This window comes from Sphingobium psychrophilum (assembly GCF_012927105.1).
Lineage (GTDB): Bacteria > Pseudomonadota > Alphaproteobacteria > Sphingomonadales > Sphingomonadaceae > Sphingobium > Sphingobium psychrophilum.
On record NZ_JABBFV010000006.1, the window covers coordinates 166,659 to 187,999 of the forward strand.

The 21,341-nt window shown below is 69.4% G+C and carries 23 protein-coding genes; 19 read left to right on the forward strand and 4 right to left on the reverse strand.

The window, feature by feature from the left end:
- The first annotated feature begins 7 nt into the window (after nt 1–7).
- Genes cobN through cobJ form a run of 5 tightly spaced genes read left to right on the forward strand, consistent with a single transcriptional unit; the run spans nt 8 to nt 6,501 of the window.
- The gene (gene cobN / locus HHL08_RS10615) at nt 8–3,274 is read left to right on the forward strand and encodes a cobaltochelatase subunit CobN (RefSeq protein WP_169572996.1); all 3,267 of its coding nucleotides are present in this window, start codon (nt 8–10) and stop codon (nt 3,272–3,274) included.
- Nucleotides 3,271–4,392, forward strand: a complete 1,122-nt coding sequence (locus HHL08_RS10620) for a cobalamin biosynthesis protein CobG (RefSeq protein WP_169572998.1) — start codon at nt 3,271–3,273, stop codon at nt 4,390–4,392. The genes cobN and HHL08_RS10620 overlap by 4 nt, the downstream gene beginning before the upstream one ends.
- Nucleotides 4,392–5,021, forward strand: coding sequence for a precorrin-8X methylmutase (locus HHL08_RS10625; protein ID WP_169573000.1), 630 nt, complete (start codon nt 4,392–4,394; stop codon nt 5,019–5,021). The genes HHL08_RS10620 and HHL08_RS10625 overlap by 1 nt, the downstream gene beginning before the upstream one ends.
- Nucleotides 5,018–5,743 carry a precorrin-2 C(20)-methyltransferase gene (cobI, locus tag HHL08_RS10630; RefSeq protein ID WP_169573002.1) on the forward strand — a complete coding sequence of 242 codons (726 nt, stop codon included), beginning with the start codon at nt 5,018–5,020 and terminating at the stop codon, nt 5,741–5,743. Before HHL08_RS10625 ends, cobI begins: the two co-directional genes overlap by 4 nt.
- Nucleotides 5,740–6,501 (forward strand): precorrin-3B C(17)-methyltransferase, encoded by a 762-nt coding sequence (gene cobJ / locus HHL08_RS10635; protein ID WP_169573004.1) that lies wholly within the window; start codon nt 5,740–5,742, stop codon nt 6,499–6,501. The genes cobI and cobJ overlap by 4 nt, the downstream gene beginning before the upstream one ends.
- Here the strand turns inward: cobJ and HHL08_RS10640 are convergent.
- Complete coding sequence (locus HHL08_RS10640) at nt 6,465–7,226, reverse strand: cobalt-precorrin-6A reductase (RefSeq protein WP_169573006.1); 762 nt, start codon at nt 7,224–7,226, stop codon at nt 6,465–6,467. The two genes, cobJ and HHL08_RS10640, sit on opposite strands and share 37 nt — an antisense overlap.
- On the opposite strand from HHL08_RS10640, the gene cbiE reads away from it, so the two are divergent.
- Genes cbiE through cobS form a run of 10 tightly spaced genes read left to right on the forward strand, consistent with a single transcriptional unit; the run spans nt 7,225 to nt 14,982 of the window.
- Nucleotides 7,225–8,433, forward strand: a complete 1,209-nt coding sequence (gene cbiE, locus HHL08_RS10645; RefSeq protein WP_169573008.1) for a precorrin-6y C5,15-methyltransferase (decarboxylating) subunit CbiE — start codon at nt 7,225–7,227, stop codon at nt 8,431–8,433. The two genes, HHL08_RS10640 and cbiE, sit on opposite strands and share 2 nt — an antisense overlap.
- Complete coding sequence (locus tag HHL08_RS10650) at nt 8,430–8,795, forward strand: cobalamin biosynthesis protein (protein ID WP_169573010.1); 366 nt, start codon at nt 8,430–8,432, stop codon at nt 8,793–8,795. Before cbiE ends, HHL08_RS10650 begins: the two co-directional genes overlap by 4 nt.
- Nucleotides 8,792–9,577: a precorrin-4 C(11)-methyltransferase gene (gene cobM / locus HHL08_RS10655; RefSeq protein WP_169573012.1), complete on the forward strand. Its 786-nt coding sequence runs from the start codon at nt 8,792–8,794 to the stop codon at nt 9,575–9,577. Before HHL08_RS10650 ends, cobM begins: the two co-directional genes overlap by 4 nt.
- Nucleotides 9,574–10,878 carry a cobyrinate a,c-diamide synthase gene (locus HHL08_RS10660; RefSeq protein WP_169573014.1) on the forward strand — a complete coding sequence of 435 codons (1,305 nt, stop codon included), beginning with the start codon at nt 9,574–9,576 and terminating at the stop codon, nt 10,876–10,878. The genes cobM and HHL08_RS10660 overlap by 4 nt, the downstream gene beginning before the upstream one ends.
- Nucleotides 10,875–11,639, forward strand: a complete 765-nt coding sequence (gene cobF, locus HHL08_RS10665) for a precorrin-6A synthase (deacetylating) (protein ID WP_169573016.1) — start codon at nt 10,875–10,877, stop codon at nt 11,637–11,639. The genes HHL08_RS10660 and cobF overlap by 4 nt, the downstream gene beginning before the upstream one ends.
- Nucleotides 11,629–12,240 (forward strand): cob(I)yrinic acid a,c-diamide adenosyltransferase, encoded by a 612-nt coding sequence (cobO, locus tag HHL08_RS10670; RefSeq protein WP_169573018.1) that lies wholly within the window; start codon nt 11,629–11,631, stop codon nt 12,238–12,240. The genes cobF and cobO overlap by 11 nt, the downstream gene beginning before the upstream one ends.
- A 36-nt stretch (nt 12,241–12,276) precedes the next feature.
- A complete protein-coding gene (locus HHL08_RS10675; protein WP_169573021.1) occupies nt 12,277–12,684 on the forward strand; it encodes a DUF1636 domain-containing protein in 408 nt (135 codons plus the stop codon).
- Nucleotides 12,681–13,697, forward strand: coding sequence for a nicotinate-nucleotide--dimethylbenzimidazole phosphoribosyltransferase (gene cobT / locus HHL08_RS10680; protein ID WP_206377815.1), 1,017 nt, complete (start codon nt 12,681–12,683; stop codon nt 13,695–13,697). The genes HHL08_RS10675 and cobT overlap by 4 nt, the downstream gene beginning before the upstream one ends.
- Nucleotides 13,694–14,269: a histidine phosphatase family protein gene (locus tag HHL08_RS10685; RefSeq protein WP_169573023.1), complete on the forward strand. Its 576-nt coding sequence runs from the start codon at nt 13,694–13,696 to the stop codon at nt 14,267–14,269. The genes cobT and HHL08_RS10685 overlap by 4 nt, the downstream gene beginning before the upstream one ends.
- Nucleotides 14,266–14,982, forward strand: coding sequence for an adenosylcobinamide-GDP ribazoletransferase (cobS, locus tag HHL08_RS10690; RefSeq protein ID WP_169573025.1), 717 nt, complete (start codon nt 14,266–14,268; stop codon nt 14,980–14,982). The genes HHL08_RS10685 and cobS overlap by 4 nt, the downstream gene beginning before the upstream one ends.
- Here cobS and cbiB read toward each other — a convergent pair.
- Entirely contained in the window at nt 14,979–15,914 is a 936-nt protein-coding gene (gene cbiB / locus HHL08_RS10695) for an adenosylcobinamide-phosphate synthase CbiB (RefSeq protein ID WP_169573026.1), read from the reverse strand. The genes cobS and cbiB overlap by 4 nt on opposite strands.
- The gene (locus HHL08_RS10700) at nt 15,907–16,923 is read right to left on the reverse strand and encodes an aminotransferase class I/II-fold pyridoxal phosphate-dependent enzyme (RefSeq protein WP_235955027.1); all 1,017 of its coding nucleotides are present in this window, start codon (nt 16,921–16,923) and stop codon (nt 15,907–15,909) included. Before HHL08_RS10700 ends, cbiB begins: the two co-directional genes overlap by 8 nt.
- Before the next feature lie 61 nt (nt 16,924–16,984).
- On the opposite strand from HHL08_RS10700, the gene cobU reads away from it, so the two are divergent.
- Nucleotides 16,985–17,506, forward strand: a complete 522-nt coding sequence (gene cobU, locus HHL08_RS10705; protein WP_169573028.1) for a bifunctional adenosylcobinamide kinase/adenosylcobinamide-phosphate guanylyltransferase — start codon at nt 16,985–16,987, stop codon at nt 17,504–17,506.
- Nucleotides 17,507–17,509: 3 nt separating this feature from the next.
- Here cobU and HHL08_RS10710 read toward each other — a convergent pair whose 3' ends face one another.
- Nucleotides 17,510–18,301, reverse strand: coding sequence for a hypothetical protein (locus HHL08_RS10710; protein ID WP_169573030.1), 792 nt, complete (start codon nt 18,299–18,301; stop codon nt 17,510–17,512).
- Nucleotides 18,302–18,444: 143 nt separating this feature from the next.
- Between HHL08_RS10710 and HHL08_RS10715 the strand changes: the two genes are divergently transcribed.
- The 3 genes from HHL08_RS10715 to HHL08_RS10725 are packed head-to-tail and all read left to right on the forward strand — an operon-like array spanning nt 18,445 to nt 21,325.
- On the forward strand, nt 18,445–19,134 hold the full coding sequence (locus tag HHL08_RS10715; protein WP_235955028.1) for a DUF4129 domain-containing protein: 690 nt from the start codon (nt 18,445–18,447) through the stop codon (nt 19,132–19,134).
- Complete coding sequence (locus HHL08_RS10720) at nt 19,131–20,372, forward strand: hypothetical protein (protein WP_169573034.1); 1,242 nt, start codon at nt 19,131–19,133, stop codon at nt 20,370–20,372. The genes HHL08_RS10715 and HHL08_RS10720 overlap by 4 nt, the downstream gene beginning before the upstream one ends.
- Nucleotides 20,369–21,325 (forward strand): AAA family ATPase, encoded by a 957-nt coding sequence (locus HHL08_RS10725; protein WP_169573036.1) that lies wholly within the window; start codon nt 20,369–20,371, stop codon nt 21,323–21,325. Before HHL08_RS10720 ends, HHL08_RS10725 begins: the two co-directional genes overlap by 4 nt.
- The last annotated feature ends 16 nt before the right edge of the window (nt 21,326–21,341 follow it).

The following is a 21,341-nucleotide window of genomic DNA, read 5'->3' on the forward strand; positions in this document are numbered from 1 at the left end:
CGGCGCGATGCACGTCATCTTTCGCGAGACGCATGGGCTGGAGGAAAGCGCCGTGCCGCAGGATCTGGGGCAATCGCCTTCGGACCTGGTGGTGCTGTCCTTTTCGGACAGCGACCTTGGCGCGTTCGCAGCCGCCTGGCGGCAGGCGCGGGATCGGGCGGATGCGCCCCTGCCGTCGCTGCGGCTCGCCAACCTGGCTGCGCTCACCCATCCACTGTCGGTCGACACCTATGTCGACCGCACGCTTGTCCATGCCAAGGGGATATTGATCCGGCTGATCGGCGGCACCGCCTATTGGAGCTATGGCCTGCAACAGGTGGCCGCCCTGGCGCGGGCGCAGGGCATCGCGCTGGCGGTCCTGCCTGCTGACGGGCGGCCGGACACGCGGCTGGACGCGGCGTCCACGCTGCCCGAACCGCTGCTGCGCCAGTTGGCGCGCCGCTGCGACATGGGCGGGGTCGCCGCGGCGCGGGGCGCTCTGAGGATGCTCGCCCTGGCGGCGGGTCTGGACGATCCTTTCGGATCGGATGATGCGCCCACGCCGATGATGGGCGGCTGGCATCCCGACCTCGGCATCGTCGATCCCCACAGCGTCGCGCGGAACCCGGACCGGCCATTCATCCTCATCCTCTTCTACCGCTCCTATCTGACCGCGCATGATCTCGACCCCTTCACCATGCTGCATGCGGCGCTCGCACGGCAGGGTTTCGACGCGCTCTCGATCTTCGTCCCGTCCCTGAAAGCCCCCGAAGCCCGCGATCAGGTGGCGCAATGGGTGGCCGACTTGGGTCCGGCCGCCATCATCAACGCGACCGCCTTTTCCGCGCAGGGGGAGGGCGGGGACACGCCCCTCGACGGCGCGGGGGTACCGGTCTTTCAGGTCGCGCTGGCGACGGCGCGGCGCGAGGACTGGCGGGCGGCGACGCGGGGCCTGTCCCCGGCCGATCTCGCCATGCATGTGGTGATGCCCGAAGTGGATGGACGGATATTCGCCGGCGTCGCCAGCTTCAAGGAATCGGGCGCGCGCGACGATGCGCTGGAATTTGCCGATGTGGTCCATCGCGGTGATCCCGACCGGATCGACGCGATCGCTGCGCGGGTGGCGGCGTGGGTGGCGCTGGCGCGCAAGCCAGCTTCCGCGCGCCGCGTCGTGCTGCTGCTCTCCACCTATCCGGGTAAAGCCTATCAGATGGCCCATGCCGTGGGACTGGACGCGCTTGCGTCGGCCGAAGCGATCCTGACCGAGCTTGCCGATACCGGCTATGACCTGGGCGATCGGCGCGTGCCGGTCGCCGCCCTGGATCGCGCCTGGCTGGACTGGCCGCTGGCGGATTATCGCCGGGCGCTGGCCAGTCTGCCGGATGCGCTGCGCGCCGATCTCGACCAGGCATGGGGCGCGCCGGAGGATGATCCGGCGGTGCAGGACGGCGCGTTTCGCTTCGCGGCGCTGGTGATGGGTCATGTCCTCGTCGCGCTTCAGCCCGAACGCGGCGCGCCTACCAATCGCGAATGCGATTATCACGACCTGTCGCGCTGCCCGCGCCATGCTTATGTCGCCTTCTATCTGTGGCTGCGCGACCGGGGGACAGATGCGCTGGTCCATATCGGCGCGCACGGCACGCTGGAATGGCTGCCGGGCAAGTCGGTCGCCCTGTCCGACGATTGCTGGCCCGAAGCCCTCATCGGTGCCACGCCCCTCATCTATCCCTTCATCGTCAATGATCCCGGCGAAGCGGCGCAGGCCAAGCGGCGCACCGCCGCCGTCACCATCGGCCATGTCCCGCCGCCGCTGATGCAAACGACCAGTGGCGCGGGCCTCCACCGGATTGAGGCGCTGCTCGACGAATTTTCCAACGCCGACGGACTGGACCCGGCCCGTCGCGACCGGTTGCAGGCGACCATCGGCGAGGAAGCGCGGGCGCTGGGGCTGGGAGCCGAACTGGGCCTGGACGATGCGATGTCCCCCGCAGAAGCGATCACGCGGATCGATCGCTTCCTGTGCGACGTCAAGGAAAGCCAATTCGGCGACGGGCTGCATATCTTCGGCCGGGGCGATCATGGCGCGGGCGAGCGGGCGGGCCTGCTCGCCGCGCTCGACGGACGCCGCGTGCCGCCGGGGCCGGCCGGTTCGCCCTATCGCGGGCGCGCCGACGTGCTGCCCACCGGGCGCAACCTCTATGCGATCGACCCGCGCGCCGTGCCATCCCGCGCCGCCTATGCGCAGGGCGTTGGCCTGGCCGCAGAACTGGTGCGGCGGCACCTGCAGGACCATGGCGATTATCCGCGCGGCCTGGTGGTCGATCTGTGGGGATCGGCCACGATGCGCACGGCGGGGGAAGAATTCGCCATGGCGCTGCACCTGCTGGGCGCAAAGCCGATCTGGGACATGGCGTCGGAACGGGTGACGGGCGTAGAAATCCTGGCGCTTGCGCTGCTCGACCGGCCGCGTATCGACGTCACCCTGCGCGTATCCGGCCTGTTCCGCGACGCTTTCCCCACCTTGCCCACGCTGTTCGGGCAAGCCGTGCGCGCGCTGTGCGGGCGCGACGAGCCGACCGACTGGAATCCCTTCGCGGGTCAAGACGCCGCCCCGCGCGTCTATGGCCCACAGCCGGGGCGCTATGGCGTCGGGCTGGGCGACCGGGGCGACATCTACACCGACGCAGCGCGCCGCGCGGCCGGCGAAGCGTGGCTGTCGGCATCGGACCATGCGCTGGACACGCCCGCCGCCGCGCCCGACCCGGACGGCCTGCGCTTGCGGGTCGCGGGGGCGGACGCCTTCGTCCATGTGCAGGATCTCCCCGAAACCGACCTGCTGCTCGCCGCCGACTATGCCGCACATGAAGCCGGCTTCGCCGCTGCCAAGGCGCAGATGGGGGGCGTCGCGACGCTCTATCATCTCGACAATCGGGATCCCGCCCGCCCGACGGCGCGCACGCTGACGGAAGAGATCGCCCGCGTCGTCCGCGCCAGGGCCGCGCATCCCGGCTGGGTGGCGGGGATGATGCGCCACGGCTTTCGCGGCGGCGCGGAACTGGCCGCGACGCTCGATCATCTCGGCGCTTTCGCGCATCTGTCGGGCGCCGTCCCCTCGCACCTGTTCGATCTCTATCATGACGCGACGCTGGGGCGGCCGGACGTGCGCGCCTTCCTCGAACAGGCCAATCCCGAAGCGCTGGCGGCGATGGAGGCACGGTTCGCCGCGTTGCACGCCGCCGGGTTGTGGACTACCCGGCGCAACTCGATCCTCGCCAGCCTGGCGGGCGACGCATGAGCGACTTTATCCGCAAAGGCTGGTGCCCTGACGCCTGGCGTCCGATGATGGCGGGGGACGGGCTGCTCGTGCGGGTGAAGCCGCGGCTCGGCCGCCTGACGCGGGATCAAGCGGCTGGCTTGGCCAATGCCGCGGCGACCCATGGCAACGGCCTGATCGACATGACGCGCCGCGCCAACCTCCAACTGCGCGGCGTGTCGGAAAGCGGTTGGCGGGTGCTGCTGGACCGCTTGCTGGCAATGGACCTGGTGGATGCCGGTGCCGACCACGAAAAGCGGCGCAACATCCTTGTGTCGCCGACCTGGCGGCTGGGCGACGACAGCCACCGCATTGCAGACGATCTGCTGGCGCGGCTGGATGACCTGCCCGCGGCGCTGCCGGGCAAGGTCGGCTTCGTCATCGACGCTGGCGCTGCCCCGCTGCTCCATGACCAGCCCGGCGATTTCCGCATCGAACGCAGCGACGCAGGCGACCTGATGCTGCGCGCCGATGGCCGATCCACCGGCTGCGCCGTGGCGCTCGGCGGGGAAGCCGACGCCCTCATCGCGCTGGCCCATTGGTTCGTTGCCAGCGGCGGCGCAGCGGCCGGGCGCATGGCCCGGCACGATGCGCCGCTGCCAGGCTGGGCGGAAGGAGCCTTGCACGCCGCCGCCGCGATCCTCCCTTGGGGGAGGGGGACGAGCTATGGCCTGCCCTTCGGCCGCATCGACGCGGCGTTGTTGGCCCGGCTGGCGAAGGCATTGCCGCAGTGCAGCGGCCTCCGCACCACGCCCTGGCGTATCCTGCTGCTTGAAGCGCCCGTGGCTATGCAGGATGACGGCCTGCTCACAGACCCGGCCGATCCGCTGCTCCGCGTCGACGCCTGTCCGGGCCAGCCGGCCTGCGCGCAGGCGAGCGTCGAAACGCGCGACCTCGCCCGCCGCCTTGCCCCGCATATGGCGGGCCGGCTGCATGTGTCGGGCTGCGCCAAGAGCTGCGCCAGCGCCGCCCCCGCCGCCGTAACCCTGACCGGCCGCCATGGCCGCTACGACCTTGCCCTCGACGCGCGCGCCGGATCGCCGCCCCTTCGCGCCGCGCTCGACCGGGCCGCTGTCCTCTCCCATTTCGGAGCCGCCTGATGCCCCACGCCTATGAACGGGATGGCGCCGCCATCTATCGCCAATCCTTTGCGACGATCCGGGCCGAAGCCGACCTTGCCCGCTTTACGGCGGAAGAGGAGCCGGTGGCGGTGCGGATGATCCATGCCGCCGGTCTGGTCGATCTGGCGGCGCATATCCGTTTTACGCGCGATTTCGCGCACGCTGCCCGGACCGCGCTGGCGGCCGGCGCGCCCATATTATGCGACGCCCGCATGGTGTCGGAAGGGATCACCCGCGCCCGCCTGCCCGCGGCCAACCCGATCCTCTGCACGCTGCACGCCCCCCAAGTGCCCGCCATGGCGCAGGCGGCCGGCAACACCCGCTCCGCCGCCGCGCTGGAACTCTGGCGTCCTTATCTGGCGGGGGCGGTGGTCGCGATCGGCAATGCGCCGACCGCCCTGTTCCATCTGCTCGACATGCTGGAAGACCCCGCTTGTCCGCGTCCGGCGGCAATCGTCGGTTGCCCGGTGGGGTTTGTCGGCGCAGTCGAGTCCAAGGCCGCGCTCTGGGCTGCGCCGCCCGCGCCCTGTTGCATCGTCGAAGGGCGCCTGGGCGGCAGCGCGATCACCGTCGCGGCGATCAATGCGCTGGCGAGCCGCGCGGAATGACGCTCGGAACGATCCATGGCGTCGGCCTCGGCCCCGGCGCGCCCGACCTGCTGAGCGTCCGCGCCGACCGGCTGGTGCGCGGCGCGCGCCATGTCGCCTATTTCCGCAAGGCCGGGCGACCGGGCCAGGCGCGGCGGATCGCAGACGGGATGCTGCGTCCCGACGCGATCGAAATCGCGATGGAATATCCCGTGACGACCGAAATCCCGCTGTCCGACCCGCGCTACAATAGCTGCCTGTCCGCCTTCTACGCCGACTGCACCGCCCGCCTGACCACGCTGGCGCACCGGGGCGAAGATGTCGTCGTGCTGTGCGAGGGCGACCCGTTTTTCTACGGCTCCTTCATGCATCTCCATAGTCGGCTAACAGGGATCGTGCCGGTCGCAGTGGTGCCGGGGATCACTGGCATGGCAGGCGCGTGGAACGCCACCGGCGCGCCGATCACATGGGGCGACGACGTGCTGACCGTCGCCATGGCCACGCTGCCGGAGGATGAGTTGGTGCGGCGCATCCGCGATACCGACGCGCTGGTGGTGATGAAGATCGGGCGCAACCTGCCCAAGCTGCGCCGCGCGGTCGCCGCTGCCGGGCGCGAAGACGCGGCCTGGCTGGTCGAACATGCCGCCATGCCCGGCGAGCGCGTCACTCGCCTGGCGGATGCAGACAGCGTCACCCCCTATTTCTCCATCCTGCTGATCCACGGCCAAGGGCGTCGGCCATGAACGGCTGGCTCGCCATCGCCGGGCTGGGGCCGGGGGACGACCGGCTTGTCACCCCTGAAGTGACCGCCATCATCGCGCAGGCGACCGATATCGTCGGTTATATCCCCTATGTCGCCCGCATCGCCCCGCGCGCCGGGCTGACACTGCATCCGTCCGACAACCGCGTCGAGCTGGATCGCGCCGCCCACGCGCTCACCCTTGCGGCGCAGGGGCGGCGGGTTGTCGTCGCCTCGTCCGGCGATCCGGGCGTCTTCGCCATGGCGTCGGCGCTGTTCGAGGCGCTGGAGGCGGGGCCGGCCCACTGGCGCGATCTCGACATCCGCGTGCTGCCGGGGATCACCGCGATGCTCGCCGCCAGCGCCCGCGCCGGCGCGCCGCTCGGCCATGATTTCTGCGCCATCAACCTCTCCGACAATCTCAAACCTTGGTCGCTGATCGAAAAGCGGCTGCGACTGGCGGTAGAGGCGGACTTCGCCATGGCCTTCTACAATCCCCGCTCGAAGGCGCGACCCGACGGCTTCGCCCGCGCGCTCGACCTGTTGCGCTCGCTATGCGGCGACGATCGCCCGATCCTCTTCGCCCGCGCCGTATCCACCCCGCAGGAACTGTTACAGATCGTGCCGCTGGGCGCTGCGCGCGCGGACATGGCCGACATGCGGACTGTCGTAATCCTGGGATCGAGCCGAACCCGGCTGATCGCGCGATCGCGCGGGCCGATCCTCTATACGCCGCGCTCGGCGCTGGACGGCCCGGCATGATCCAGCCAGCGCAGCACCTCTTCAGGTACATGCAGTTCGGTCCGCGCGGGCATTGCCGGCCGGCCGATCATCACCACCGGCACGCCCAGCTGGCGCGCGGCGATGATCTTCGCCTCCGCCCCCGTGCCGCCCGCATTCTTGCTCACCGCCATGTCGATGCCATGCATTCGCATCAGGCGAAGGTCGTCCTCGACCGAAAAAGGCCCGCGATCGATGACCAGGCTGTGATGCGGCAGGGCGGGCGGCGTGGCCGGGGCATCGACGAAGCGCAGCAGATACTGATGCTGCGGCTGGGCCGCGAAGGCCTCGACATGGATCCGCCCCAGCGCGAGCATGACGCGGCGCGGCGGCCCGGCCAGCGCCGCCACCGCGCCCGTCATGTCGGCGACATGCGTCCATCTGTCCCCCGGCTGCGCCCGCCATGCCGGGCGCGTCAGGGCGACATGCGCCACGCCGGCGCGACGGGCGGCTTCGACCGCATGGGCGCTCATGGTCGCGGCGAATGGATGGGTCGCATCGACCAGATGGGTGATGCGCTCAGCGCGCAGATAAGCGACCAGCCCCTCGACCCCTCCAAATCCGCCGATGCGCACCGCGATCGGCTGCGCCAGCGGCGTGTCCGTCCGGCCCGCATAGCTCAGCGTCGCCGCAACGCCCCGTTGCGCCAGCAGCCGGGCCAGCGCGCTGGCCTGCGATGTGCCGCCCAGCAGCAGGATGTTCGGCATGGCTGATCCCGTGTCCCAGGCCTGGTTGACGATCATCGGCGTCGGCGAAGACGGGCGCTGTGGCCTGTCCGCCGACAGCCGCGCGGCGCTTGCGCGGGCGGAACTGGTCATGGGCTCGGCCCGCCACCTGTCGCTGCTCGCCCCGCTTAATGGCCCCGCGATCGAATGGCCAGTGCCCTTCGCCGACGGGATCGACCAGCTGCTGGCGCAGCGCGGACGGCGGGTGGTGATGCTGGCGTCGGGCGACCCCTTCTGGTTCGGCGCGGGGGCGGCCGTCACGCGCCATCTCTCGCCGGATGAATGGGTAGCGCATCCCGCGCCATCGACTTTCACCCTGGCGGCGGCGCGCCTCGGCTGGTCGTTGCAGGACACCGCCTGTCTCGGCCTCCACGCCGCGCCGCTGGAGCGATTGCGGCCGCATCTGGCGCGCGGCCGCCGCGTGCTGGCGCTGCTGCGCGACGGGCAGGCGGCAGGCGCGCTGGCGCATTATCTGACCCAAAGCGGCTTCGGCCCCTCGACCCTGCACATCATGGAAGCGATCGGCGGCCCGCGGGAACGGCTGCGTAGCGTGACGGCCGCCGCCTTCGCCCTCACCGACGTCGCCCATCCCGTCGCGGTCGGCATCGCCGTCTCGGGCGACGGCTTCGTCCTGCCGTCCGTCGGCGGTTTGCCCGACGACCTGTTCGACCATGACGGCCAGATCACCAAGGCGCCGATCCGCGCCCTGACCCTGTCCGCGCTCGCGCCGCGGCCGGGCGAACTGTTGTGGGACATTGGCGCAGGATCGGGATCGATCGGGATCGAATGGCTGCTCGCCCACCCGGCCAACTGCGCATGCGCGATCGAGGCCGATCCGGTGCGGGCTGCGCGCGCGCGCGCCAATGCCGCCGCCCTCGGTGTTGATCGGCTGAACGTGCTGACCGGATCAGCGCCCGACACCTTGCCGACCGGTCCCTTGCCGGACACAGTATTCATCGGCGGTGGCCTGTCCGACGAACTGCTGCGCCAACTGGTGATGCGCCTGCCCGCAGGCACGCGGCTGGTCGCCAATGCGGTCACGCTGGAATCCGAAGCCCTGCTGGCGCGCTGGCATGGCGATCGGGGCGGCAATCTGCTGCGCATCGAACTGGCCGACTGCGCCCCGCTCGGCGACCGGCGCGGCTGGCGGCCCCGATTCCCGGTGGTGCAGTGGAGCGTGCGGCTATGATCGTCGCCGGCTTCGGATGTCGCACCGGCGCATCGCTGGATACGCTGCGCATCGCCTTCGACTTCGCCCGGCGCGGCCTGCCGCCCGTCACACATCTCGCTACACTCGACGATAAGGTCGAGGCGCTCGCACCGCTAGCCGCCGCACTGGGATTGCCGCTGCTGGGCCTATCCCCGGACGCGCTTGCCGCGGTAACGACACCCACCCGCTCCCCCGCCAGCCTGAAGGCGCGCGGCGTCGGCAGCGTGGCGGAGGCATGCGCGCTCGCGGCAGCCGGAGCGCGCGCCCGCCTGCTCCGCACTCGCCACATTTCCCCCGATCGCATGGCCACCTGCGCCATCGCCCAAGGACTAATCCCATGACCGTGCATTTCATCGGCGCCGGCCCCGGCGCGCCCGACCTTCTGACCCTGCGCGGGCGCGATCTCATCGCCGCCAGCCCGGTCTGCCTCTATGCCGGTTCCCTGATCCCGCCCGAACTGCTGGGCCACTGCCCGCCCGGCGCGCGGATCGTCAACACAGCGCCCCTGGACCTGGACGCCATCATGGCCGACATCGCCGCCGCCCATGCCCTCGGCCAGGATGTTGCGCGGCTCCATTCGGGCGATCTGTCCATCTGGTCGGCGATGGGCGAGCAACTGCGTCGGCTGCGGGCGATGGGCATCCCCTTCACCATCACGCCTGGCGTCCCCGCCTTCGCCGCCGCCGCCGCCGCGCTGGAGGCTGAACTCACGTTGCCACAACTTTCTCAGTCGTTGATCCTCACCCGCACGCCCGGCCGCGCCAGCGCCATGCCGACGACCGAAAGCCTGGCGAATTTCGCCGTTACTCGGGCGACGCTCGCCATTCACCTGTCGATCCACAATCTCGCGCGGGTGGTGGCCGACCTGACGCCCGCTTATGGCGCGGATTGCCCCGTCGCGGTGGTGTGGCGCGCCAGCTGGCCCGACCAGCGCATCGTCCGGGCCACGCTCGCGACGATCGAAGCGGCGGTGGCGGGCGGCATGGAACGCACCGCCCTGATCCTGGTCGGCCGTGTGCTCGAAGCCCAGCATTTCGCGGAGAGTAGCCTCTACGCGCACGGCTATGATCGGCGTTTCCGCCCACAGAGCGCCATGTCCCGCTTCGTGGAGCCGAGCGCATGAACACGCCGGGCCTGATGATCGCTGCGCCCGCATCGGGGACAGGCAAGACCACGGTGATGCTGGGTCTGCTACGCTCGCTGACGCAGGACGGCATGGCGGTGCAACCGTTCAAGAGCGGACCGGATTATATCGACCCTGCGTTCCACCGGGCCGCGTCCGGCCGCGCCTCGTTCAACCTCGACAGCTGGGCGATGGACGCCGGGTTGCTCGACGCCATCGCGCATCAGGCGGCAGACGCCGACATGGCGATCGCCGAAGGATCGATGGGTCTGTATGACGGCGTGGCAAGTCCAGGGGCGACCGGCAACGGGGCCAGCGCCGATATCGCCCGCCGCATGGGCTGGCCTGTGATCCTGGTGATCGACGTATCGGGTCAGGCCCAGTCGGCCGCTGCCACCGCGCTGGGCTTCGCGCGGCTCGACCCGGATGTGCCGTTCGCCGGAGTCATCCTGAACCGCGTCGCCAGCCCCCGCCACGAACGGCTGGTGCGGCGCGGCTTCGACAGCATCGGTATCCCCGTGCTCGGCGCGCTGCCCCGGCGCGGCGACATGATGCTGCCCGAACGCCATCTGGGCCTCGTCCAGGCGGCCGAGCATCCCGATCTCGACCGCGCGATCGCCGACTATGCCGCCTTCCTGCGCGCCCATGCCGATCTGCCCGCCATCCGCCGCGCGGCCGCGGGGGGAAAGGACCAAGCAGGGCGATTGCCGCCGCCGCCCGCCCAGCGGATCGCCATCGCCCGCGACGCCGCCTTTTCCTTCCTCTATCCCCATTTACTTGAGGGCTGGGCGCGGGCCGGCGCGCAGATCCTGCCCTTCTCGCCGCTCGCCGACGAAGCCCCCGCCGCCGCCGCCGACCTGGTCTGGCTGCCCGGCGGCTATCCCGAACTCCATGCCGGACCCATCGCCGCGGCGCAGACCTTCCTGGCGGGCCTGCGCCGTCATGCGCAAACCCGGCCCGTCCACGGCGAATGTGGCGGCTATATGGTGTTGGGGGACGCGCTGGTCGACGCATCGGGCGAGCGGCACGCCATGGCAGGGCTGCTCGGCCTCGTCACCAGCTATGCCCAGCGCCGCATGCATCTGGGCTATCGTCACGCCGAACTGCTGGCCCCGATCGCCGGGCTGGCCGCCGGGACGCGCTTGCGCGGGCATGAATTTCACTATTCCACTATTCTGGCCCAGACCGATGCGCCGTTGGCCCGCGTAACCGACGCCGACGGACAGGCGGTGCCGGAAACCGGGTCGCGCCGCGACTATGTGACCGGCAGCTTCTTCCACATGATCGCGCCCGCCGCATGATCGACCTGGCGCTCATCGGCATCGGCACCGGCAATCCCGATCATCTGACCGCGCAGGCGGTGCGGGCGATGAATCAGGCCGACCTCATCCTGCTGCCGCGCAAGGGCGACGCCAAATCCGACCTGATCGACCTGCGCCGCACCATCTGCGCGCAACTCCTGACCGCGCCGGTGCGAGTGGTCGAATTTGACCTCCCGGTGCGCGGCGCCGGCGGCGACTATCTCGGCGCTGTGCATGACTGGCACGCGGCCATCGCCGCCGTCTGGCAGACGCAGATCGCGACGCACCTCCCCCACGGTGGCCAGCTGGCGCTGCTGATCTGGGGCGACCCGTCCCTCTATGACAGCACGCTGCGGATCGCCGACCGGCTGATGCAGGCCGGAATGGACGTCGCCGTCCGTATGATACCCGGCATCACCAGCATCCAGGCGCTGACCGCCGCCCACGCCATGCCGCTCAACCGGCTGGGGGAGCCAGTCACGATCACCACAGGCCGGATGCTGCGCGCGCACGGCTGGCCGCGCGATGCCGGGACGCTCGTCGTCATGCTCGATGGCAACTGCGCCTTCGCCACGCTGCCGCCGGACGGCATCGCCATCTGGTGGGGCGCGTATCTCGGCATGGCCCACGAAGCGCTGATCCACGGCCCGCTGGCCCAAGCGGGACCACGGATCGCGGCGGAACGCGCCGCACTGCGCGCGCGCCATGGCTGGATCATGGACATCTATCTGATGCGAAAGGAACAAGCCGATGCAAGCTGAAGACGACACGCAAGCCCGCCACGCCGACAAGATGCGCAAGAAACAGGCCGCCCAGGCGAAGATCATGGTGACCAAGACCCAGGAAAAGGGGCTGCTGATCGTCCACACCGGCAAGGGCAAGGGCAAGACCAGCGCCGCGCTTGGCATGGTCGTGCGCGCGATCGGCCACGGCATGAAGATCGGCGTGGTGCAGTTCGTCAAGGGCGCGATGACCACCGGCGAAAAGACCGTGTTCGATGCCTTTCCCGATCAGGTGGAATTCAAGCAGATGGGCGAAGGCTTCACCTGGGACACGCAGGATAGGGCGCGGGATGTCGCCGCCGCGCGCACGGCCTGGGACGAAGTGCGGCGCATGGTCGCCGATCCATCCTATCATATGGTGCTGGCCGACGAGTTGAACATCGTCCTGCGCTACGATTATCTGCCGCTTGACGAGGTGCTGGCGGTGCTGACCGCCCGCGACGCCATGAAACATGTGATCGTCACTGGCCGAAATGCGCCCGACGCGCTGATCGACGCGGCCGATCTCGTCACCGACATGACGATGATCAAGCATCCCTTCCGGTCGGGCGTGAAGGCGCAGGCGGGGATCGAGTTCTGAACCCTATCGAATCGTCAAACTGAAGGATGAAGACCCATGCTGACCCCCGTCGATGACGGCCCCGCTATCGTGGCCTGCAACACCTGCCGCCACAGCACGACCGATCGCGAGGACGATCACGGCACCCGTGGCGGCGCACAACTGGTGGCGGCATTGCGCGACGTCCGAGAAAGCGACGCGCGCTATGCCGGCATCGCCGTGCAGGAAATGCCCTGCCTGTTCGCCTGTGCCGACTTCTGCACCGTCCATCTGCGTGCGCCGGGCAAGGTCGGCTATGTGCTCGGCCGGTTCGCGGCGGACCGGGAAGCGGCGACCGCGATCCTTGACTATGCGGTTCATTATGCCGGCAGCGATCATGGCCGGGTGCCGTTCAAACAATGGCCGCAGGGGGTGAAGGGCCATTTCATCACCCGGACGCCACCGCCCGGCTTCGTCGCGGAATGATCCGCTTCGACACCCTTGCCGCCTTCGACGCGGCGCTGGTCGATCTGTCCGCGCCGGACGGGGCCGCGATCGACGCCGCCCGCGCGCGGCAGGACCAGTTGACCAAGCCTGTCGGTTCGCTCGGCCGACTGGAGGAGATCGCTGTGTTCTTCGCCGGCTGGCAAGCCACGCCGCGCCCGGTGATCGACCATGCGCGCGCCGTAATCTTCGCGGGCAACCATGGCTGCATCGTTCATGGCGTCAGCGCCTTTCCCGCCAGCGTGACGGCCGCGATGGTCGCCAATTTCGCCGCCGGGGGCGCGGCGATCAATGCGCTCGCGGGCGCAGCGGGGCTGGACCTCAACGTGGTCGCGCTCGATCTTGACCGGCCCACGGCGGATTTCACTCTGGATGCGGCCATGGATCAGGACGACTGCCTCGCCGCCCTGTCCGCCGGAGCCGCCGCTGTCGAACCGGGACTGGACCTGCTGGTCGTGGGCGAAATGGGCATCGGCAATTCGACTGCCGCCGCCGCCCTGTGCGCCCGCGCCTTCGGCGGTCCGGCCGCCGATTGGGTGGGGCCGGGCACGGGCGTCGATGGTGCCGGGGTCGCGCGCAAGATCGCCGTGGTGGACCGCGCACTGGCCTTTCATGCCGCTGCGCCGCACACGCCGTTCGAAATCCTGCGCCGTCTGGGCGGGCGGGAAATCGTCGCGATCGCCGGGGCGGTGCTGGCGGCGCGCCGCCTGCGCATCCCCGTCGTGCTGGACGGCTTCATCAGCGGCGCGGCGCTGGCCCCGCTCGCTGCGCTGGTGCCGGCGATCACCGACCATTGCATCGCGGGCCATATTTCCGCCGAACCGGGCCATGCCCGTCTGCTCGATCGGCTGGGCCTCGCGCCCCTGCTGCGGCTCGACATGCGTCTGGGCGAAGGCAGCGGCGCGGCGGTGGCGGTGTCGGTCATCCGCGCCGCGCTGTCCGCGCACAATGGCATGGCGACCTTCGCGGAAGCCGGCGTAGCCGAAACGCTGTGAACCACTTCCTCCTCCACCTGCTGCGCCATGGCGAACCGAAGGGGGCAGGGCGGCTGAACGGCCACACCGACGCCCGCCCGACCGCCGCCGGCATCGCCGCCTGCGCCGACCGAGCGCGAGACTTGGCGATAGAGGCGTTGCTTTCCTCCAACCTCTCCCGCGCCCGGTTGGCGGCGGAGGCGATCGGCCGCGCGACCGGCCTGTCCGTCACGCTGGACGCGCGCTGGCGCGAACTGGATTTCGGCGCTTGGGACGGCCTGCGCCCGACAGAGGTGGACGGCCCGGCTCTTTCCCGCTTCCAAGACGATCCCGATCGGCATCCCCCGCCCGGCGGAGAGCGCTGGTCGGCGTTAACCGGCCGCATATCCGCCGCGATCGATGCATTGGCGGCCCGCTCCACCCTAGTCGTCACCCATGGCGGCGCGATGCGGGCGGCGGTCGCGATCCTGTGCGGGCTGGACGCGCGGCAGGTCTGGGCCATCGATCTCCCCTATGCCAGCCTGTTGTCGCTGCGTGTCTGGCGGATGCCGGATGCCCCTCCAATGGCCCAGATCGTCGGCTTGCGCACATGAAGGGGCTGGTCATCGCTCTTCAGTTCCTCACTCGCCTGCCGATGCCGCGCGTTCATGCTGATGAGCAGGATTTCGCCCAATCGATGCGCTGGTTTCCCGCTGCCGGGCTGGTGATCGGCGCGCTGCTCGCCGTCGCAGCCGCGGTCGGCCTGCTGGCTGACAGCTGGACCGCTGCCCTATGCGCGCTGCTGCTATGGGTCTGGGTAACCGGCGGCCTGCATCTCGACGGACTGTCCGATCTCGCCGACGCGCGCGGCGCCGCGCATAAGGACCGGGCGCACTTTCTCGCCGTCATGGCCGACCCCCATGTCGGCAGTTTCGGCGTCGTGGCGATCGTGCTGCAACTCCTCGCAAAGCTGGTGCTGTTGCACGGCGTCGTCGAAATCGGCGATCTGGTAGCGCTTGTCTTCATACCCTTCGCCGCCCGGATCGGTCCTCTGGTCTGGACCCTGTGCCTCCCGCCGCTGCACGCCGGGCTGGGCGCGCGTTTTGCCAATGGGATGGCCTCGCGCCATCTCCTTCTATGGCCCTTCCCGCTGGGCGCGAGCGCGCTCTTCTGCCAGCCCCTGCTCGCCGCGCCCGCGCTCATCTTGCTTTGGAGCTGGTGGCTCAAACGCCATGTCGGCGGCGTGTCGGGCGACTGCCATGGCGCCGGGATCGAACTAGTCGAAACCGGCCTGCTGGCGGGCGTGCTGATCGCCCGCCACCTTTAGATCAGTTGGACGCCGCCTGCGACCACCCACAGCAGCAGGCAGGCCCGGCGATAGACCGCCAGCGCCCGGCGGATGTCAGCCGCGTCGGCGGTCTTGCGCCCCGTCCCGATCCACGGCTTGTCATGCGCCTCGCCATCATAGCTGACCGGCCCGGCCAAGCGCAGCCCCAGCGCGCCGGCCATCGCCGCCTCGGTCCAGCCGGCGTTGGGCGATGCGTGCCGCCGCGCGTCGCGCATCATGGTGGACCATCCGCCACCCCCGGCCAGGCAGATCAGTCCGCCCCCCAGCCGCGCCGGGATCAGGTTTGCGCCATCGTCGATCCGCGCCGCCGCCCAGCCGAAGGCGCGCCACCGTTCCTCGCGATGGCCGATCAGGCTGTCGGCGGTATTGATCGCCTTATAGGCCCAGACCCCCGGCAGGCCGAGCGCCAGCAGCCAGAACAGCGGCGCAGCCACCCCGTCGCAAAAGCTTTCGGACAGGCTTTCGATCGCCGCCCGGCTCACCCCTGCCTCATCCAGTTCTTCGACATCCCGGCCCACGATCATCGCCACCGCCCGCCGCGCCGCGGCCAGGTCGCCCCGTTCCAACGCGTCCGCCACCGGCGCGACATGGTCGTGCAGGCTGCGCTGGGCAAGCGCGGGAAAGGCCAACAGCGCGATGCCGATCCAGGCGAAAGGGCCAAGCGCCCATGCCAGGCCAGCTTGCAGCGCCCAGCCGCCACCGCCCGCGATGCCGATCAGCAGACCCATCGTCGCCACGCCCTGCGCTCGCCGCCGCATCGCGCCATGCGCAGGCCGGTTGCCCCACCGTTCGCAGGTGTCGATCACCCGCGCGAACAAACCGACCGGATGCCCGATCCGCCGATAAAGCCAATCCGGCCAGCCAATCGCCGCATCCAGCGCCAGCGCGACGATCGCTACGGGTTCACTCATCGCCCAGCGCGCGATCGAGCCGGTCCAGATCCGCGGCGCAGCCCGGCACGCCCAGCCGCAGCCAGCGCGGCGCATAGGCGAAGGGGCGGGTCAATATGCCGCGCCGCGCCAACCGTGCGAACAGGCGGGCGGCGTCGCAATCGACCAACCGGAACAGCGGCGACTCGCCTTGGGGTTCCAGCCCATGACGGCGCAGCACCGCATCCATCGCATCGGCGCGCGCGCGCAGCCGCTGGCGGGTCGCGGCGATCCAGTCGGCATCGGCATAGGCCGCCGCGCCGATCGCGATCGCGGCGGCCGACACCGGCCAACTGCCGATCGCTGCGCGCCACGGGGCGATGATCGCAGGCGGGGCGACGGCGAACCCCAAACGCACCCCCGCCAATCCGAAAAACTTGCCGAAGGATCGCATCACGATGACCGGCTGCTCCCCCGACAATTGGGGCAGGATGCTGGCGTCCCCATGCGCGTCGATAAAGGCTTCATCGACCACCAGCCAGCCGCCGGACTGCGCCAGCGTCGCCGCGATCGCCAGAAGGGCATCGACCGCGATCAGCCGACCGTCGGGATTGGCGGGATTGGCGCACAGGATGGTGCCTCCAAGCGCGGCCTCCTCCGCCAGTCGGTCGGCCGTTATCGCCCGGCTGCCGGGCAGCGCTTCCCCATGGGTGCCATAACCCGGCGCAACATGGCGAAATGGCGCGGGCAGGGGCAGGCCACGCAGCCCGCGCAAACCCAATTCGGTGCCGGGTAGAGCCAAAACATCACGTCCCCGCGCACCGAAATGGCACGCCGCCGCCATTTCCAGCGCCGTAATCGCCGCCGCGTCGGGCAAGCGCTGCCAATCGATCGCCAGCCACGCCGCGCCTGGCCATGGGTCGGGATTGATGCCGGTGGACAGGTCCAGCCATGGCGAAGGCGCGTCGGGAAAGGCGATCGCCGCATCCGACAGCTTGCCGCCGTGAATGGTCCAGTCGGTCAAGTCGATCATGGCGCGTTCGTCGATCATGGGCTGCCGTTCGCCAATCCCGCGCTATAGGACAATAGAAATATCATCTATCGGCCGACTCATGATCCATAAATTCGCACAATCCCTCCTTGTCCTGGGCGGCGCGCGGTCGGGCAAGAGCCGTTTCGCCCAGATGCAGGCCGAAGCCCTTCCGGGCCAACTCGTCTATATCGCGACGGCGCAGGCGTTCGATGCGGAGATGGAGGATCGGATCGCCCGTCATCGCGCGGTACGGGGGGCGCGCTGGCGCACCGTCGATGCGCCCCTCGCGCTCGCCGGCGCGATCCTGGCCGAAAGCCGCCCCGACAGCGTCGTGCTTGTCGATTGCCTGACCCTGTGGGCGTCGAACCTCCTGCTGTGCGAAGAGGATGTCGCCGCCGCGATAGCCGGGCTGACTGCCGCCATTGCGAACGCGCCCGGCAAGATCATTTTCGTCACGAACGAAGTCGGGCTGGGCATCGTGCCCGACAACGCGCTCGCCCGCCGCTTCCGCGACATAGCTGGCGACATCAACCAGGCGGTGGCGGCGTGCGTCGACAGTGCGATATTCGTGGCGGCCGGACTGCCGATGGTCCTGAAATAGGCTTCAGGCGAAGATATCCGCCAGATCCTGCGACTGCGGACCGTCCTTCCACGCCCGCAGATCGACATATAGGCTGGCCTGCACCGTGCTCCAGAAGGCGATGATCAGTGTGTTGCTGACTGCGGACACCAGCAGATAGGGTAGAGACAGGGCCGCTTCACCAATCGCCTGCGGCGTCATGCCGCCCGCCAGAATGACCGCGCCCAGCGCTGCCGATACCAGCCATATCAGCACCAGCAACAAGAGCTGTAGCGCGAAGATGCGCCAGCGCGCGCCCTTCGTCAGGAACCGGCTGCGCGCAAAGGCGGCGAACACGCCGCTATCCTCGGCGACCAGCGCTGGCGCTGCGACCGACCACATCAGGAACAGGATTACGCCGGGCACGAACAACAGCGTGAACCCGGCCATGATCCCCAGGACCAGCAGGATCGTAAGGCCGATCAGCGGCACCGCCTTGGCCAGACCTGTCCCTATACATTGGGCAAAACTCGCCCGCTGTCCTTGCGCATGGGCCAGCGTTGCCCGGACGAGCGCGCCCTGCACCAGCATCGACAGCAGCAGGAAGACCACGAAGGAAGCGACCGACACGGCAATTGCCGCGATCATGCTGGCGCGGTCCGCGCTCTCCAACGTCGATCCGATGAAATAGCTGTAGAGAAATTGCGGGATAGACCCGAATAGAAAGGCGATGCCGAAGGTCGCGAGCGGATTGTCGCCCAGCGTCCCGAACGCGCGGCTCAGCACTCGGCCGACCGAAAAGGATCGTTGCTCGCTCAAGGCCGCCCGCGTCGCCATCGTCATATCCCCCATTTTCGAACTCTGACCGGATGCTGTCGCATCCGACCGACTTTGTCATCCTTTGAATGACTTGCGCGCGTCTCCCCAGCCGCTAGGGTCTGCCGCGACGGGGGTGGGCATCGATGGCCGGACCAGGACATATGTCGGACGAACAACTGGCTGCGGCGCATCGCGCGCTGCTGGCCGGTGGTGACGTGCAGTTCGACATGATGCCAGCGCCTGGCCGTCCGCCGCCGCCCGCCTGGCTGAAGGCGCTGGGCGAATGGCTGGAATGGGCGCTGGCCCCGGTCGGGCACTTCCTGCGCTGGATCGGCAGCTTCATGCCCGACGCGCCCTATGCCCGCATTGTCTTGTGGACCATCATCGCCGCGCTGGCGCTGCTGATACTCTGGATCGTGGTGGACCGGGTACGCCACGGCGTCTGGCGCTTGCCGCGCTGGCGGCGGCTTCGTTCGGCCGCAGCGGTGGATGTGGCGGAAGAGGACTGGACCCCGGACGCGGCTCCGGCGCGCGCCTGGCTGGACGAAGCCGACGCGCTCGCCGCGCAGGGCCATTATGCGCAGGCGGTGCACCATCTCCTGCTGCGCAGCGTCGAGGATATGGCTCGTCGTCGCCCGCACATCGTCCGCCCGGCGCTCACCAGCCGCGACCTCACCCGCGCCGAAGGTATTCCGTCCGCGCCGCGCCGCCTGTTCACCGAAATCGCGTCCGCGGTCGAACGCAGCCTGTTTGGCGGTCGCCCGATCGACGCGGACGAATGGGGCCGCTGCCGCCATGCCTATGCCGATTTCGCCCAAACACGGAACTGGCCAAGGGACGGGACGGCATGAGCGACGTCACGATCGCCCCGCCATCGGCCGACACGGCGCTGTTCCGTGGCCGTACCGTCGCGCTGATGCTGGCGATCGGCATTGCCGGTTTCGCCGCCATGCTGGTGCTGGGTGCCTATGCGCCCGACCTGAGATCGGGCCGCAATGGCGGCGCGCATGCGTTGTCCAATGCGGTGACCGGCTATGCCGGCCTTGTACAACTGGCTGAGGCGACTGGCCGCCATCCGCGCATCATACGCACCGCCCACGAATTCGATACCGAAGACCTGCTGATAATCACCGCCGAAAGCGCCGCGACCGATAACAGCGCGGCGCTGATGCAGCGCGCGACCCGGCCGACCCTGTTCATCCTGCCCAAATGGCGCACCGTGCCGGATGACGATCATCCCGGCTGGGCGCGCTATCGCGGCTTGCTGCCGCTTTACGAGCCGATCGGCGTGCTTGCGCCCGGCGTCCGCTTCACCATGCGCCAATATCGCAGCGGGGGCGGCGCGTTGATATCGGATGGCGTGCCCGGCCGCTTCTGGGCGCCGCGCCCGATCCAGGTCATTACCGGCATCGATCCCGACAATGACCAGCAGCAGAACCGGTGGCGCAGGCTGACCCCGTTGCTCACCGACGGCAGGGGCGGCATCGTGCTGGCGCGGGTCGGGGAAGGGCCGCTCTATGTGCTGGCCGATCCCGACCTGCTCAACAATCGCGGCATGAAGGATCTGGGCCAGGCCCGATCCGCGATGGCCCTGCTCGACTGGATGAACAGCACCGATCCCGACGGCATCGCCTTCGACGTATCGATGAATGGCCTAGGCCATTCGCGCAGTCCGCTCAAATTACTGTTCGAGCCGCCCTTTCTGGCGATGACCCTGGCGATCGCCGCTGCGCTGCTGCTCGCGGGCCTTCACGCCTTCGGCCGTTTCGGCCCGCCCCGCGCCCGCGCCCGCGCCGTCGCCTTCGGCAAGAGCGCGCTGGTCGACAACAGCGCGCTGTTGATCCGCAAGGCGGGGCGCGAAGCGCGCCTCGGAGGCCGCTATGCCGCCGCCATCCGCGATCGCGCGGCGCGCGCCTTCGGCGCGCCAGCCCGCCTGCGCGATGGCGCGCTCGACCAATATCTCGATAGTTTGAAGGGCGCACGCCGCTTTACCGACCTTATGCAGGCGGCGGATGCGGCGAACGACCGGCGCAGCCTGCTCGACGCAGCGCAGGCGCTCCATGATTGGCAAGAGGATAAGAGCAAATGACGGTAGAAGAGGTTCAGGCGCTCGGCCAGGCCATCAAGCAAGAAGTGGCCCGCGCGGTCGTGGGGCAGGAATCGACCATCGACCTCATGCTCGTCGCGCTCTTTTCCGGCGGCCACATATTGCTGGAAGGGCCACCCGGCACCGCCAAGACGCTGATCGCGCACAGTTTCGCCCATGCGCTTGGCCTTGATTTCGGCCGTATCCAGTTCACGCCCGACCTGATGCCCGGCGACATCATCGGTGCCAATCTGTTCAACTTCCAGACCAGCCAGTTCAGCCTGACGCGCGGCCCCATCTTCACCGAATTGCTGCTGGCCGACGAAATCAACCGCACCCCGCCCAAGACGCAGGCGGCCCTGCTGGAGGCGATGCAGGAACGCACCGTCACCATCGACGGCGAAAGCCTGGCCTTGAGCGATCGTTTCATGGTCGTCGCCACGCAAAATCCGATCGAGCAGCAGGGCGTCTATCCTCTCCCAGAAGCGCAGCTCGACCGCTTCCTCTTCAAGCAGAGCGTCGATTATCCCAGCGCCGCGGAAGAGCGCAAGATCGTCGCCACCCATGGCGCGCGCACCCATCCGATGACGCCGCAGGCCTGGGGCGTCGCCCCGGTCGCCGACGCTGCCCGCATTGCTGAAGCGATCGCGGTGGTTAACGGGGTTCGGCTGGTCGATGAGGTGATCGACTATATCCTCGCCCTCATCCGCGGCACCCGCGACGTCGCCGACCTCGAAAGCGGCGCAAGCCCCCGCGCTGGCGCGATGTTGGCGGGCGCAGCGCGCGCCCGCGCGGCGCTGGACGGCCGCGATTTCGTGATCCCCGACGACGTGAAGGCGCTGGCCCCAGCGCTGCTGCGCCACCGCCTGATCCTGTCACCGGCCGCCGAAATCGACGGCCGCCGGATTGAGGATGTCGTGACCAGCATCATCGACATGATCGAGGCGCCGCGCTGAGCGCGCCCGCCATGAC

What these genes read in the sequence shown, in the direction of transcription:
- HHL08_RS10640 (WP_169573006.1), bottom strand. Translation starts at nt 7,226, where the DNA reads ATGCCGAACATCCTGCTGCTGGGCGGCACATCGCAGGCCAGCGCGCTG.
- cobO (WP_169573018.1), top strand. Translation starts at nt 11,629, where the DNA reads ATGCAAGCTGAAGACGACACGCAAGCCCGCCACGCCGACAAGATGCGC.
- cbiE (WP_169573008.1), top strand. Translation starts at nt 7,225, where the DNA reads ATGGCTGATCCCGTGTCCCAGGCCTGGTTGACGATCATCGGCGTCGGC.
- cbiB (WP_169573026.1), bottom strand. Translation starts at nt 15,914, where the DNA reads ATGAGTGAACCCGTAGCGATCGTCGCGCTGGCGCTGGATGCGGCGATT.
- cobJ (WP_169573004.1), top strand. Translation starts at nt 5,740, where the DNA reads ATGAACGGCTGGCTCGCCATCGCCGGGCTGGGGCCGGGGGACGACCGG.
- cobN (WP_169572996.1), top strand. Translation starts at nt 8, where the DNA reads ATGCACGTCATCTTTCGCGAGACGCATGGGCTGGAGGAAAGCGCCGTG.
- HHL08_RS10675 (WP_169573021.1), top strand. Translation starts at nt 12,277, where the DNA reads ATGCTGACCCCCGTCGATGACGGCCCCGCTATCGTGGCCTGCAACACC.
- cobS (WP_169573025.1), top strand. Translation starts at nt 14,266, where the DNA reads ATGAAGGGGCTGGTCATCGCTCTTCAGTTCCTCACTCGCCTGCCGATG.
- HHL08_RS10710 (WP_169573030.1), bottom strand. Translation starts at nt 18,301, where the DNA reads ATGGCGACGCGGGCGGCCTTGAGCGAGCAACGATCCTTTTCGGTCGGC.
- HHL08_RS10725 (WP_169573036.1), top strand. Translation starts at nt 20,369, where the DNA reads ATGACGGTAGAAGAGGTTCAGGCGCTCGGCCAGGCCATCAAGCAAGAA.
- HHL08_RS10625 (WP_169573000.1), top strand. Translation starts at nt 4,392, where the DNA reads ATGCCCCACGCCTATGAACGGGATGGCGCCGCCATCTATCGCCAATCC.
- HHL08_RS10660 (WP_169573014.1), top strand. Translation starts at nt 9,574, where the DNA reads ATGAACACGCCGGGCCTGATGATCGCTGCGCCCGCATCGGGGACAGGC.
- HHL08_RS10700 (WP_235955027.1), bottom strand. Translation starts at nt 16,923, where the DNA reads ATGATCGACGAACGCGCCATGATCGACTTGACCGACTGGACCATTCAC.
- cobM (WP_169573012.1), top strand. Translation starts at nt 8,792, where the DNA reads ATGACCGTGCATTTCATCGGCGCCGGCCCCGGCGCGCCCGACCTTCTG.
- HHL08_RS10715 (WP_235955028.1), top strand. Translation starts at nt 18,445, where the DNA reads ATGTCGGACGAACAACTGGCTGCGGCGCATCGCGCGCTGCTGGCCGGT.
- cobT (WP_206377815.1), top strand. Translation starts at nt 12,681, where the DNA reads ATGATCCGCTTCGACACCCTTGCCGCCTTCGACGCGGCGCTGGTCGAT.
- HHL08_RS10720 (WP_169573034.1), top strand. Translation starts at nt 19,131, where the DNA reads ATGAGCGACGTCACGATCGCCCCGCCATCGGCCGACACGGCGCTGTTC.
- cobF (WP_169573016.1), top strand. Translation starts at nt 10,875, where the DNA reads ATGATCGACCTGGCGCTCATCGGCATCGGCACCGGCAATCCCGATCAT.
- cobU (WP_169573028.1), top strand. Translation starts at nt 16,985, where the DNA reads ATGATCCATAAATTCGCACAATCCCTCCTTGTCCTGGGCGGCGCGCGG.
- HHL08_RS10650 (WP_169573010.1), top strand. Translation starts at nt 8,430, where the DNA reads ATGATCGTCGCCGGCTTCGGATGTCGCACCGGCGCATCGCTGGATACG.
- cobI (WP_169573002.1), top strand. Translation starts at nt 5,018, where the DNA reads ATGACGCTCGGAACGATCCATGGCGTCGGCCTCGGCCCCGGCGCGCCC.
- HHL08_RS10620 (WP_169572998.1), top strand. Translation starts at nt 3,271, where the DNA reads ATGAGCGACTTTATCCGCAAAGGCTGGTGCCCTGACGCCTGGCGTCCG.